This is a genomic window from Companilactobacillus alimentarius DSM 20249 (genome assembly GCF_002849895.1).
GTDB classification, from domain to species: domain Bacteria; phylum Bacillota; class Bacilli; order Lactobacillales; family Lactobacillaceae; genus Companilactobacillus; species Companilactobacillus alimentarius.
Window position 1 is genome coordinate 1,169,924 of sequence record NZ_CP018867.1, and the last position, 14,117, is coordinate 1,184,040.

General features: G+C 36.4%; 13 protein-coding genes. 8 read left to right on the forward strand and 5 right to left on the reverse strand.

All coding sequences use genetic code 11. The annotated features are described in order from the left end of the window. Positions 1–15 precede the first annotated feature (15 nt). Complete coding sequence (locus LA20249_RS05625; RefSeq protein WP_057736650.1) at positions 16–1,968, forward strand: sucrose-specific PTS transporter subunit IIBC; 1,953 nt, start codon at positions 16–18, stop codon at positions 1,966–1,968. Positions 1,969–1,980: 12 nt separating this feature from the next. Continuing rightward, the gene (locus tag LA20249_RS05630; RefSeq protein ID WP_057736648.1) at positions 1,981–4,149 is read left to right on the forward strand and encodes an alpha-galactosidase; all 2,169 of its coding nucleotides are present in this window, start codon (positions 1,981–1,983) and stop codon (positions 4,147–4,149) included. 94 nt (positions 4,150–4,243) lie between these two features. On the opposite strand, the gene LA20249_RS05635 is transcribed toward LA20249_RS05630, so the two are convergent. Together LA20249_RS05635 and LA20249_RS05640 are read right to left on the reverse strand one after the other, a co-directional pair. Further along, the gene (locus tag LA20249_RS05635; protein WP_057736646.1) at positions 4,244–4,594 is read right to left on the reverse strand and encodes a VOC family protein; all 351 of its coding nucleotides are present in this window, start codon (positions 4,592–4,594) and stop codon (positions 4,244–4,246) included. Continuing rightward, positions 4,584–5,450 carry a DegV family protein gene (locus LA20249_RS05640; RefSeq protein WP_057736644.1) on the reverse strand — a complete coding sequence of 289 codons (867 nt, stop codon included), beginning with the start codon at positions 5,448–5,450 and terminating at the stop codon, positions 4,584–4,586. Before LA20249_RS05640 ends, LA20249_RS05635 begins: the two co-directional genes overlap by 11 nt. A 145-nt stretch (positions 5,451–5,595) precedes the next feature. Between LA20249_RS05640 and LA20249_RS05645 the strand changes: the two genes are divergently transcribed. From LA20249_RS05645 to LA20249_RS05655, 3 genes are read left to right on the forward strand one after another with little or no spacing between them, the layout of a single operon-like run. After that, positions 5,596–6,780, forward strand: a complete 1,185-nt coding sequence (locus LA20249_RS05645) for a galactokinase (protein ID WP_057736642.1) — start codon at positions 5,596–5,598, stop codon at positions 6,778–6,780. Next, entirely contained in the window at positions 6,780–8,225 is a 1,446-nt protein-coding gene (locus LA20249_RS05650; RefSeq protein WP_057736640.1) for a UDP-glucose--hexose-1-phosphate uridylyltransferase, read from the forward strand. The genes LA20249_RS05645 and LA20249_RS05650 overlap by 1 nt, the downstream gene beginning before the upstream one ends. Beyond that, positions 8,225–9,214 (forward strand): LacI family DNA-binding transcriptional regulator, encoded by a 990-nt coding sequence (locus LA20249_RS05655; RefSeq protein ID WP_057736638.1) that lies wholly within the window; start codon positions 8,225–8,227, stop codon positions 9,212–9,214. Before LA20249_RS05650 ends, LA20249_RS05655 begins: the two co-directional genes overlap by 1 nt. Before the next feature lie 130 nt (positions 9,215–9,344). Here the strand turns inward: LA20249_RS05655 and LA20249_RS05660 are convergent, their stop codons facing one another. After that, positions 9,345–10,199, reverse strand: a complete 855-nt coding sequence (locus tag LA20249_RS05660) for an alpha/beta hydrolase (RefSeq protein WP_186809205.1) — start codon at positions 10,197–10,199, stop codon at positions 9,345–9,347. A gap of 154 nt (positions 10,200–10,353) precedes the next feature. Here LA20249_RS05660 and LA20249_RS05665 point away from each other — a divergent pair, with 154 nt between their 5' ends. The 3 genes from LA20249_RS05665 to LA20249_RS05675 all read left to right on the forward strand — a co-directional run bounded on the left by LA20249_RS05665 (position 10,354) and on the right by LA20249_RS05675 (position 12,926). After that, positions 10,354–11,385 (forward strand): branched-chain amino acid aminotransferase, encoded by a 1,032-nt coding sequence (locus tag LA20249_RS05665; RefSeq protein ID WP_057736634.1) that lies wholly within the window; start codon positions 10,354–10,356, stop codon positions 11,383–11,385. Positions 11,386–11,458: 73 nt separating this feature from the next. Then, on the forward strand, positions 11,459–11,932 hold the full coding sequence (locus LA20249_RS05670; RefSeq protein ID WP_057736632.1) for a nucleoside 2-deoxyribosyltransferase: 474 nt from the start codon (positions 11,459–11,461) through the stop codon (positions 11,930–11,932). A gap of 196 nt (positions 11,933–12,128) precedes the next feature. Further along, the gene (locus tag LA20249_RS05675; protein ID WP_057736630.1) at positions 12,129–12,926 is read left to right on the forward strand and encodes an RlpA-like double-psi beta-barrel domain-containing protein; all 798 of its coding nucleotides are present in this window, start codon (positions 12,129–12,131) and stop codon (positions 12,924–12,926) included. A 68-nt stretch (positions 12,927–12,994) separates the two neighbouring features. Here the strand turns inward: LA20249_RS05675 and LA20249_RS11660 are convergent, their stop codons facing one another. Further along, positions 12,995–13,171 carry a hypothetical protein gene (locus LA20249_RS11660; protein ID WP_158294589.1) on the reverse strand — a complete coding sequence of 59 codons (177 nt, stop codon included), beginning with the start codon at positions 13,169–13,171 and terminating at the stop codon, positions 12,995–12,997. Positions 13,172–13,515: 344 nt separating this feature from the next. After that, positions 13,516–13,638 carry a hypothetical protein gene (locus tag LA20249_RS11985; protein WP_257790468.1) on the reverse strand — a complete coding sequence of 41 codons (123 nt, stop codon included), beginning with the start codon at positions 13,636–13,638 and terminating at the stop codon, positions 13,516–13,518. Between the last annotated feature and the right edge of the window lie 479 nt (positions 13,639–14,117).

Genomic DNA, 14,117 nt, shown 5'->3' on the forward strand with positions numbered 1-14,117 from the left:
AGGGAAACAATAATTATGAAACATGCTGAAGTTGCTGAACGTGTTATTAAATACGTTGGTAAAAATAATCTCCAAGCAGCTGCACACTGTGCAACTAGATTGAGGTTAGTTGTTAAAGATGAATCAAAGATTGATCAAAAGGGTTTGGACAATGATCCAGATGTTAAAGGAACCTTTGAAACCGATGGTCAATATCAAATTATCATTGGACCTGGAGATGTTGACAAAGTTTATGATGCTCTTATCTCCAAGACCGGATTAAAAGAAGCTACCCCTGATGATATTAAAGCTGTAGCTCAAGCCGGTAAGAAGAGAAATCTTTTAATGGACTTCTTAAAAGTTCTTTCTGACATTTTTATTCCTATCATCCCAGCTTTGGTCGCTGGTGGTTTATTGATGGCTTTGAATAACGTTTTAACAGCTGAAAATCTCTTTATGACTAAATCGGTTGTTGAAGTTTATCCTGGAATCAAGGGCATTGCTGAAATGATCAACGCAATGGCCGGAGCTCCGTTCACTTTTCTACCAATCCTATTAGGATTTTCCGCTACAAAACGCTTCGGTGGCAATCCTTATCTTGGTGCGGCTATGGGTATGGTCATGGTTTTACCTTCATTGGTTAACGGAAATAGTGTAGCTGCTGTCACTGCCGCAGGAAAGATGCCTTATTGGAATATCTTTGGACTCCATGTCGCTCAGGCTGGTTATCAAGGACAAGTTTTACCAGTTCTAGCAGTCGCCTTTATTCTTGCAAATTTGGAAAAGTTCTTCCATAAACATATCAAGAGTGCATTTGATTTTACTTTTACACCAATGCTTTCAATTATCATTACCGGATTCTTAACCTTTACTATTGTTGGACCAGTACTAAGAGCTGTCAGTGATGCATTGACTAATGGATTAGTCGGACTTTACAACACTACTGGTGCTGTCGGTATGGGAATCTTTGGACTATTTTATTCAGCTATTGTTATTACTGGTTTACATCAAACCTTCCCTGCTATCGAAACTCAATTATTAGCTAATATAGCTAAAACTGGTGGTTCATTCATTTTCCCAGTTGCCTCTATGGCTAATATCGGACAAGGTGCCGCTACTTTAGCAATTTTCTTTGCTACAAAGAGTCAAAAGCAAAAAGCCTTAACATCTTCAGCCGGTATCTCAGCATTACTAGGTATTACTGAACCAGCAATTTTCGGTGTTAATTTAAAGATGAAGTTCCCATTTATTTTTGCCGCTATTGCTTCAGGAATAGCCTGCGTCTTCTTAGGTATTTTCCACGTATTAGCCGTTGCAATGGGACCAGCTTCTGTTATCGGATTCATCTCCATTGCTTCCAAAGCAATCCCCGCTTTCATGCTAAGTGGTTTAATTTCGTTTGTAATTGCCTTTATCCCAACTTTTATTTACGCTAAAAAAGTTCTTGGCAATAATACCGATCCCGTTGAAAAAGACAATGATGAATCAAATGAGACTACTGTTAACGATGAAATTTTGGTTGCCCCAGTTAGTGGTATCAGCGAAAGTCTTCGCAACGTTAATGATAAAGTCTTCTCTGCTGAAATCATGGGTAAAGGAGCTGCTATTGAACCCAACGCTAATCAAGTTATTGCTCCTTCTGATGGTGTAATCACTGTAACTTACGATAGTAAACACGCTTATGGTATTAAAACAAACTCTGGTGCTGAAATTTTGATTCACTTAGGCTTAGATACCGTTAACTTAAATGGTAAATACTTCACAACAAACGTAAAAAAGGGTGATACTGTTCATCAAGGTGACCTACTTGGTACCTTCGATGTCGAAGCTCTAAAGAAAAATAATTATGATCCAACTGTAATGCTAGTCATCACTAATACTAATGATTACGATAAGGTAGAGCGTTTGAAGACGACAAATATCAAAGCTGGCGACAAGATTGTTGCTCTAGACCAACCAGCAGATGGACCTGTCGCTGCCACTATTTAGAGGAGGATTATCTTGCCAGTTGAATTTAATCGAGATACAGGAATTATCAATCTACACAATGAAAAAATTAGTTATATCATTCAGATTTTAGGGAACCGTTACCCTGTTCATCGCTATTTTGGAAAATATATTCCTAACTATTCTAACTTAGACGATTTGCCTAAAGGAAATCACGCCTTTGCTGTTGACACGACAGAGGATTTTCCTTTCTCTATAACTTCTTTGCCTTTAGAGTACTCAACTATAGGAGATGGTGACTATCATCAACCGGCATACTTAATTAAGGATGAACAAAACCACTGGCTTCCAACATTAAAATATTGTGGATTATCAATTACTGATAAACTGCCTCACGGTAATCTACCCCAAAGTATTGGCGATAGTTCTGAGGTGACAACTTTAGTCTTGCATTTAGCGGATGACGTCACCAAACTTCAAATGGATCTTAATTATACAATTTTTGAAAATTTATCTTTAATTATCAGAAGCACTACCCTTCATAATTTGGGTAAATCGGCTTTAACCATTGATGCTTTGGATAGTCTGCAACTAAATTTGTCTGATGATAATTTTATTAGTTTTACACTGAATGGAACTCATGCTCATGAGGCTAACCCAATGACAAGTCAAATCGACTCAGGTATTCAATTGCAGCACTCTTTTAGAGGAACTAGTGGACCACAACACCAGCCCTTTATTGCCTTATCTCGCCCTGAAACATCCCAATTCAACGGTGAAGTAATTGGAACTGCCTTAATCTGGAGCGGCAACTTCGAAGACAGTATTGAAGTCGATCAATATCAAAAGACACGTCTAAAAATAGGACTGGAACCAACGACTTTTTCTTGGCAATTAAAACCCCAGACTGATTTTCAAACTCCAGAAGCAATCTTGACTTGGAGTAACCATGGATATAATGAAATGTCACAGATTTTTCATCAGTTTTCAACTCAAACTAAGCTCAGTAAACCAAGTCCAATCGCCATTAATACTTGGGAATCAATGTTTTTTAACGTCTCTGATAGTAAACTCAGTAAATTAATTAATAAAGCTGCTTCATTAGATATTGAAATGGTTGTTCTAGATGATGGCTGGTTCACCAATCGTAACAGTGAACAAGGTCAATTAGGAGATTGGCAAGTTGATTCCAATAAGTTTCCTAACGGATTATTACCCTTGGTTGAACGTGCCCACCAAAGAAAACTCAAATTTGGATTATGGATCGAACCCGAAATGGTTACTACTAATAGTAATTTATTTCAGGAGCATCCCGATTGGGTTCTTAATTACGCAAACCGCCCTCTAGTGACTGCTAGACATCAATTGGTTCTCGACTTATCTAGAGAAGTTGTTCGTGAGCATCTTTTGAAAACAATTACTAATTTAGTAAAAAGCAATCAACTCGATTACTTAAAATGGGATATGAATCGCCATTTGACTCAAGTCGGAAACACTCAACTTCCAGCCACAGAACAAGGTGAGATTTACCATCATTATGTTTTGGGACTATACGATCTGTTGAATAAACTAAGACAAAGTTGTCCCAATCTAATAATTGAAAATTGTTCTGCTGGTGGAGGCCGCCTTGATTTTGGTATGGCTAGCTACACCAATCAAACTTGGTTAAGCGACTTAACTGATTCTTATGATCGCACAAAGATTGCCAACGGCTTCAGTTACTTATTTCCACAGGCAATCTTCAGCAATCATGTCTCTGCAGTTCCCAACGGACAGAATCATCGCTCTACCCCTTTAGAATCACGATTACAACTGGCAAGTATCGGACAAATGGGATTCGAACTAGATTTAGAAAAACTTTCAGTTGAACAAAAAGATTCTATTAAAAAACAAATAGAAACTTACAAGAATTGGCGAAAATTATTTCTCTATGGTTCGTTTTATCGCCTCACCGAAATCAATGATCTCAATATTGCTTGGTTAATAACCAGTTCGGATAAGAAAACCGCAATTTTCTTTTATTCTTATGGATTGACCTCGTCCGTCAGAAAAATTCAGAATATGCCATTACATTACTTGAAAGATAATATTAACTATTCGGTAAATAATCGAATTTATTCTGGATTGCAACTAAATCAAATTGGACTCGCTATTTCACCAAGTAAACAGGATTTTGAAACCTCTTTAATTTTTATTACAGAAAATAGTCACCCTTCAAATTGACTTAAATTCTATTAAGAAACAAAAAATGACACCACAATTAGAGCTCATACAACCTCTAATTACGGTGTCATTTTGTTTTATATTCTGATTACTCTTACGACTTAGCGACAACGAAATAATTGCCTTCAGGATCTTGGAAATTGAAATTTAACACGCCATTAACTTCACTAATTTCACCAGCACTGATCAACTCATCGTGTAATCTATTAAAATCATCTGAAAAGAACATCAATGATGGCACAGTTTCATCGACTTCTGGCAAATAGATTCGAATGTAATCTTTGGGAAAAATCGACAATTCAGTTCCTGAAGAAATACTGACGATAACATTTTGGTAACCGCCATTGAGCGTCTGTCTGGCCACAACTTTGCCACCAAATTCTTCTGTCCAAAATTCTACATTCATATCGACATCATCAACATACAACATAATTCTAGTTATCATTTTTAAAGTCCTTGTCCCAAACAACACCCATAGTTTTTTCACCAGTATGAACACTGATAGCTGGTCCTAAATGACTCGTTGACACACGAACACTTGGGAAGTCAGTTTGAAAACTAGTTGACCATTTCTGCAACATTTCGCGATTATTAGAATCGACTACAGTTACATGAACTGACCAATCAGGATGTTCTTCTAAATATTTTTGAATCTTTGAAGAGATCATTTTATAAGCACGATGCATTGTTCTTTCTTTAGCAATCGCAAAAATCTTACCATCTTCAAACGTCAATAATGGCTTAACATCTAACAAGCTACCGATAATAGCGGAGCGATTACTCAAACGTCCTGTTCGACTCAAATGCTTCAAATCATTGACCGCAAAATAAATATCGGTTGAGTCACGAAGATTTTTCATCTCATCAATAATCTTTTCAGGTTCAATTCCTTGTTGCACCATCGAAGCAGCTAACATACAAAGATCTGCTTCAGCGGCACTAGCTGCCATCGAGTCAAATGGATAAACCTTGGCTTTGTCATAAGATTTTACAAACATTCGTAGATTATCCATGAAAGATGTAATCCCTAGAGATAAATGAATTGAAATAATCGTATCGTATCCTTCATCTACCAAGTGATCATAGGCTTCTTGAATCTGTCCCATAGAAACTTGAGCTGTCGTTGGTAATTCAGGCTCATTTCGCAAATAATCATAAAATTTCTGATCAGTTAACTCTTCTGTTTCCTTATATTGTTTATCTCCCAAAATGACTGTTATTGGCAAGACGGTGATGTTGTATTGCTTGATCTGCTCAGGTGTTAAATACGATGCTGTATCAGTTACAACTGCCGTTTTCATAAGTTTTCCTCTTTTTCCCGTTACATTATATTCATGCATATAATGATAACATTTTATTATAATTTTTAAATCATGAGGGTTGTTTTAATCTCCAGAAAGCGCTATTATTTTTGTTAAGTAAACATTTACTAAATGGAGGATTATTATGAATACAACTAGTCTTTTAAAGGGTTATCAGGAAAAATTTGGTGCCGACGCAGAAAAAGTCTTCTTCTCACCTGGCAGAATTAATTTAATCGGTGAACACACGGATTACAACGGCGGCAACGTCTTCCCCTGCGCTATCAGTTTAGGTACTTACGCCGCCTTTGGAAATCGTGACGACCAAACTATTCAAATGTACTCAAAGAATTTACCCGACAAAGGTGTCATTTCATTTTCGCTAAATGATTTAAAATATGATAAAAACGACGATTGGGCTAATTATCCTAAAGGAATGATATATTTTATTACCCAAGCTGGTTATAAAATCGATCACGGATTCAACCTTTACATCCATGGAAATCTACCCGATGGTGCTGGCTTGTCATCTTCTGCATCAATTGAATTACTCATGGGAACAATTTTAAAAAATGTCTTTTCATTAGATATTGATCAAGTTGATCTCGTTAAAATGGGTCAAAAAGATGAAAATGACTTTATCGGTGTTAACTCAGGAATTATGGACCAATTTGCCGTAGGTATGGGTAAAGAAAATCAAGCTATCTTACTCGATACTAACACCATGGAATACCACTACGCTCCAGTTAAATTGGGCGACAATGTCATTGTCATTATGAATACTAACAAACATCGGACTTTGGCTGATTCTAAATACAACGAACGTCGCAGTCAATGTGAAGAAGCCTTGAAACTACTTCAGACAAAACTTGATATTAAATCACTTGGCGAATTATCTATTGATGAATTTGATCGTAATTCATACTTAATTGATGACGACATTCTTATCCGTCGTGCTCGTCACGCTGTTTTTGAAAATCAACGTACCTTAAAAGCCATCAATTACTTAAAAGAGAATAACTTAATTGAATTTGGAAAACTAGTCAACGCTTCACATATCTCACTTCACTACGATTATGAGGTAACCGGTAAGGAACTCGATACTTTAGTGGCCGCTGCTTGGAAACAAGATGGCGTTCTTGGTGCTAGAATGGTCGGTGCTGGCTTCGGTGGCTGTGCAATTGCCATCGTCAATAAAGATAAAGTTGATGATTTCAAGCAAAATGTCGGTCAAATATATCAAGAAAAAATCGGATATGCGGCTGACTTCTACATTGCCCAAATTGCTGACGGTCCCAAAGAAATTGCTTTAAACGAGGTGGAAAAATAATGTCTTCTGTTAATAAATTTGTTGATCAAATCATCAACGCTGATAACGACTACCAAGAGCTCGATCGTGTTTACTTATACAATCGTATCTGTTCCTTAGTTGGCGATGACAATCATCAAGAAAATGACGATCTCAAAGTCGCCTTGATTCAAACGGCTATTAAAAATAATAAAATTGAAAATAATCAAACAGCCAAGGAAATTCTCAATGACCAATTGATGGACTTTCTAACTCCTTTACCTTCAAGAGTAAATCAAAAATTCTGGAATCTTTATCAAAAGGATCCCCAAAGTGCAACAAATTATTTTTACAAGATGAGCCAAGATAATGACTACATTAAAGTTAAGGCTATCGCTAAAAATATTTCCTACGACGTCGCTACTGACTACGGAAATTTGGAAATCACGATCAATCTTTCTAAACCAGAAAAAGATCCCAAGGCTATTGCGGCCGCTGGTAAAACTAAACAGACTGGTTACCCTAAATGTCAACTTTGCCTAGAAAATGAAGGTTATCTAGGACGTCTCGGCTATCCTGCCAGAAGCAATCATCGAGTGATCCGCTTTACTCTTGGTGGAGAGACTTGGGGCTTCCAATATTCCCCTTACGCCTACTTTACTGAGCATGCTATTTTTCTCAATACCAAGCATATTCCAATGGTTATCAATCAGCATACGTTCAATAACCTAATAGAAATCACGCGTCTCTTCCCTCAATATTTTGTCGGAAGTAACGCTGATCTACCAATTGTCGGCGGTTCCATGCTCACCCACGACCACTACCAAGGTGGACGCCACGTCTTTCCGATGATGAAGGCTCCAATTGACCGTCCGATCGAAATTGATGTCGATAATGTTACTGCAGGTATCGTTAAATGGCCCCTTTCAACAATTAGACTAACTAGTAAAGATCCTGAGGAATTAGTCAAGGCAGCCACTTTGATCCATGAGAATTGGATGAATTATTCTGACGAAACAGTTGATATCAGATCCCACAGTGGCGAAACTCGTCATCATACCGTGACCCCAATTGCTTATCGTAAAGATGATGACTATATCATGGATATAGTTTTGCGTGATAATCAGACTTCTGCTAAATATCCTGACGGTATCTTCCATCCCCATCAAGATGTTCAACATATCAAGAAGGAAAATATTGGTCTAATCGAAGTTATGGGTCGAGCAATTTTACCAGCTCGTTTAAAAGACGAACTCAAAGAAGTTGAACGCTACGTTCTAGGTCAACCTAACAAGATGGCTCAATACCATCAGACTTGGGCTGATCAATTAAAACAAAAATATGAATTTACCGAAGATAATGTGGAAAAACTTGTTAATAAAGAAACTGGTCTAGTCTTTGCTAGAGTCCTCGAAGATGCTGGTGTCTTCAAGTGGAACTCCAAAGGTCAACAAGCTTTCGATAAATTTATTCAGAGTTTAAATTAATGGCAACTCTACGTGACATTGCTAAAAAGGCTCAGGTTTCACCAGCAACCGTTTCACGAGTTCTTAACAATGATCTAACTTTGTCGGTGACCGATGAGACCCGAACCAATATTTTAAAAATTGCTACAGAATTAAATTACAAAAAAGCCAGTCACCCCAACAGTCGTTATCAAAAGCATATTGCCCTCGTTCAATGGTATTCCGAATCCAAAGAACAAGATGACCTCTACTATATGACTGTCCGTGAAGGAATTGAGCAACAAGCTCCTAAATTCGGTTTTCAGATCAGCCGTATCTTCCACAATGATATTGAGGAAATCCCCCAAGATACTGATGGTATCATTGCAGTGGGAAAATTCAGCCCACAACAAGTTAAAACGATGGAGTTGATCTGTCCCAACATTGTTTTTATTGATGACGATCAATTTTCTAAGGGATTCGATACAGTTTTGACTGACTTCAAATATGGCATACAAAAAGTAATTGATTTTTTCATCAAACAAAATATTCAAGATATTGGCTTAATCTATGGTGAGGAAAACTCTACCGACAATCTTAGAGTAATCTCTGATTCTCGTTATCAGTATTTCAAACAAATTATGACCGAAAAAAATTTATTTGAACCTAAATATTGTTTCAAAGGCGACTTTACAAAAGATTCAGGCTACGATCAAATGACTAAAGCTCTAGACGAAGAGAATTTTCCCCACGCCTTCTTTATCTCTAACGACCTTATGGCCGCCGGTGCTTTAAAGGCACTTCAAGAAAATGTTGTCGATGTTCCTAAAAGAGTCAGCCTCTTTAGCTTTGACAACACCTCCCTTTCTCGATACGTCAATCCTGAATTAAGTTCAGTCGATGTAGCCACTGATCAAATGGGCAAAGCTTCTGTTGATCTAATGCAAGATCTCTTGACTAATCCTCGACACGTTTCAAAGCGCCTTGAATTAGCGACTAAATTAATCTTTCGTCAAACAACTTTGCTTTGATTAATATATCGTAAATCTAGACAAAAAGTGGATACTACTGAAATTTCTCAACACGGAATTTTCAGTAATGTCCACTTTTTTTATAATTACAAAATTGACTTTGAGAATAGAAGATAAATTAAAAATAATCCTATTTAGCCCACAAAAATTTAATCAAAATCCTATCAACTTGTTTATTCTCATGTAATTTACTATGGGCTGCCATTTTACCAACAATTTTCTTTTCTTGATAAGATTTAGCCCGCTTTGAAACAAGATACTTCAACGACTTAGATGATGAATTAGTGACGGCACCATCAGAATGAGTTCCATCGTTTTTATCTCCATAAATATTTAAGACTTTCGTATTCGTTGGATAAATTTTTCGTAATTTCAAAAGTTGTTGATAAGTTTGATCCATCTTATCTGGCTTTCCAGCCTTATTTAAGGTTACCTGATTAGGCTCATCATCTTCATCAATAATGCCATTGAAGTGACCTGCAATATCGACTACTTTATTGACTTTAGGGAGTTTCTTATTCTTATAATTATCTAAAATATAATAATTGATGGCCATATTTCCCATAGAATGACCGACTAAATTAACTTTTTTAAATTTATAATCTTGTTGTAAAGCCTCGATAACATTCTTTGCCCACAGTCCAGCCGTGTGATAATTAGTCATCTTATTGTTATCATAATTAACTTCAACGATCGGATTCTTCGTTTTTTGAGGAATTGAACCAATAATCTTGACATAACCATTAGGACTGACATTGACGCGAATAATCTTTCTAGTCACGCCAGCTTGTTTTATAGCCTCAGTCATCTGTGTCTCAGCTTTATAGCTACTGCCATAGCCGTGAAAGAATATCGTTGGAATCGACTCTTGAACATATTTTTTAGATTTAATAGCTTGCGCTTGGCAGCTATATGTAAATATTCCTAAAACCACCAAAATCATTGCGACAACAGTTGAAAAAATTAAACTTTTTTTCTTCATGATTTGACTTCCTCTCGGTTTATATGCTTAATTGTAGCCACTTTCTATTCATATTCCTAAGAAAAAGGTCCTAGAGAGATTGACACTTTTTAAATCATTAATTATGATTAATCTAATATATCTAATATATTTTTAATAAAAAGGAGATATTTATAATATGACCAAAGCAGATGCAACAAAAATTGACTGGAACAATCTTGGTTTCAACTATATGGACTTACCATATCGCTTTACTGCATACTGGAAAGACGGTGCCTGGCAAAACGCTGGATTAACGGAAGATAGTACTCTTCACATTAGTGAAGCTTCACCAGTCTTACACTACGGTCAAGCAGCTTTTGAAGGTATGAAGGCTTATCGTACCCCAGAAGGAAAAATTCAATTGTTCAGACCCGACCGCAATGCTAAACGTCTAAAGGATTCATGTGAACGACTTTTAATGCCCGTTTTCCCAGAAGACAAATTCGTAGAGGCAGTAAAATCAGTTGTAAAAGCTAATGCTGACTTTGTTCCTCCTTATGGCAATGGTGCCACGCTTTATATTCGTCCCTTAATTATTGGTACTGGTGAACAAATTGGTGTCCACGCTGCCCCAGAATATATCTTTACCATCTTCGCAATGCCAGTTGGCAACTACTTCAAAGGCGGTCTTACACCAGTTAATTTCACTACTTCACAATACGACCGTGCTGCTCATAAAGGTACTGGTCAAAGTAAAGTTGGTGGTAACTACGCTGCCAGTCTCTATCCCGGCGAAAAAGCACATGATAATGGTTTCGCCGACTGTGTTTACTTAGATCCTATTGAACATAAAAAGATTGAAGAAGTTGGTTCAGCCAATTTCTTCGGTATCACTAAAGACAACGTCTTCGTAACACCTAAATCACCTTCTATTCTTCCAAGTATCACCAAATACTCACTACTTTGGCTAGCTAAGAATCGCTTGGGACTTGGTGCCGAAGAAGGCGATGTCTATGTTGATCAACTAGACAAATTTGCTGAAGCTGGCGCTTGTGGTACTGCCGCCGTTATCTCACCTATCGGTGGTCTGGAACACAACGGTAATCTTCATGTCTTCTACAGTGAGACTGAAGTTGGTCCTGTAACTAAGAAATTGTATGACACCTTAACTGGAATTCAATTCGGTACTGTTGAAGCACCTGAAGGTTGGATTCAAGTAGTCGAATAAAAAAATCTCTCTTTTCCTTAAGTCTGCATGATAAGATATTATCAAACAGATAATTGAAAGAGAGATTTTTTATATGAAAATTTATTTTGCAAATGGACTATTTGCTCTAGCCGACCGTATGTTTAATGAAAATGTTGTTGCTCAAATCAGAAAAATGGACTCCTCTATTGAAGTCTATCTTCCTCAAGAAAATGGTGACATCAATGACAAAATGAATTACGCTGACTCCATCAAAATTGCTCAAGAAGACAACAAAGAATTACTTTCATCTGATTTAATCGTTGCTATTTTAGATGGTGACACTATGGACGACGGTGTTGCTTCTGAAATTGGTTTAGCCTTTGGAAAAGAAATTCCTATTGTTGGGGTCTATACTGATCTTCGTCAACACGGTGTCGAAAATCCTGAAAAGCTTAAGGCTGTAGGTACCATTGGTGAGAATCCTTTCGCCTACATTAATAATTACACTATCGGACTTATCAAAATGAATGGTGTCGTCGTGAACAATATCGACAGTATGTTACAAGAAATTAAAAAATATCTATAAATTATTTTTGATATTTTGACATAATTATATTTCAGTTCAGTTACATTGACTTTACAGTTAAGTTATAACTAATTTACAGTTAAGTTATATTCAACATTTCTTGGTCTAGACGTTATATTATTACTTTCGTTAAGAAAAATAGTACATAAATAATACAAAAGTAATATAAAAGTTCTATTCGGGGGAATAAATCTATATGAAGATCAAAAATTTTGTAGCATCTATATTTACTGTAACAACACTCGCATTAATTGGCGTAAGTGCTCAAGCACAAACTGTCAATGCTGCAACAGTTTCCACAGTTAACAGTACTGGTGTAGTTTATGTCACAAATGCTAGTGGGGCTAATATCTATGGTCAACCTAACGATCAAGGCGTTTTTGGAAGTACAGCCATGACCTTAGCTAATAAAACTGCTTGGAAATTTGATAAAACTGCAACTATTAACGGAGCTGTCTATTATGAAGTTGCTACAAATGAATGGGTCTCATCTAGTGATATTTCCACAAATGCTCCTGGAGTTGCTTTAAATAAAGATATGTACATCAATATCAAAGGTGGCGTCAACTTATATGATGCACCAAACGGTAACTTTACAGGTAATGTTGCCACTGGTAATACGATGGTTCATGTTTACGAAAGCAAGACCGATGCAGCTGGTAATACTTGGTATGATGTTGGTCGTAGTCAATGGATCAATGGTAAATACATGTCCAATGACAATGTTAAACAAACTTTGACAATGTCAGCTACTGCTTATGATCCCGTTGTCCTTGGTTCAAATATGGGTTACAGCGGCGTAGCTGCTAACTTATCAAAATTCCCTAAGGGGACTCATCTAAGAATCACTGCTAACGGCAAGACTTATGATCGTGTTGTTAACGATACTGGACTTTTCGCTTATAGCAATCCTAACCAATTAGATATCGCTATGCCAAATTCACAAGCATTACAATTTGGTCGTCGAAACGTTACTGTTCAAGTTCTTGGATAAGAAAATTTATAAAAAATAATTATAGAGTGTCCGTTTTAATTGGAATTTACCAATTAAAGCGGACATTTTTATTTAACCTTTTTTATCTGATGTACATCTCCATTGAGCATTAAGGTCATTCGTATCAAAAAAGTAATTCCAATAACAAAAGCAATAATTGCAATGATCAAGGGCGCTGTAACTATCACATATAAATCAATTCCTAAAAGAATCATAAATATCAAGTTGTGATAAATTCTTTCCACAATTATCATTTCCTTTTTTCTATTTATGAATATTTTATTATTATGAGTGAAATTAACAAGTTATTTACCCTTCTGAAGCGGTTTAATAACCAATACGTCTACTTTTATTAGCGAACAAAAAAAGAAGCTCTCACGTATGGAGAGCTCCCTCTAGTTAGATACAAGTGGTAAGATGAAATTTACTGCAGTTTCATCAACTTTCAGATTAAATCTAATAAATGAATCTTACTACTTGAAACATATCTTACTATAAATACATTTTGTTCAACTAATGGATCCTAGCGATACTCATGTTTTGGTTGTGCGACTAACTAATTAGGTCGATTTTATGTTAATTTTTGACGCTAGTTCCAAAAATGCCGTTGAACTGCACTGACTCTAACCTTCTTTTGTTCTTTACTGATTCTACCATCTAAACGATAAAACTTTCTAAACCAAATTCTTTTTAGGGCTGCAGTTCCTGACACTTCATCTTTACCACATCTATAATATAACCCATTTCGGAAACGATTACAATTTTAAGCTCTAATTATAATTTTCACTATTCTATATCTTAATTTGCATACAAAAAGAGCTCTCACTTGTGGAGAGCTCCCTAGTTAGATATAAGTGGTAAGATGAAATTTACTGCAGTTTCATCAACGTTCTAAATTGAATCTGACACATGAATCTTACTACTTGAAACATATCTTACTATAAATATATTTTGTTCAACTGATGGATCCTAGCGAACCATGTTTTGAGCTTGCGCGACTACTTTGAAAAGGTCGATCTTATGTTAACTATTGTCGCTAGTTCCAAAAATGCCGTTGAACTGTACTACTCTAATCTTCCTTTGCTTTTTACTAATCCTACCATCTCCTGGAAACGATAAAATTTTCTTAATCAAAATCTTTTAGGGCTACAGTTCCTGACATTTCATCTTTACCACGTCTTTAATATACCA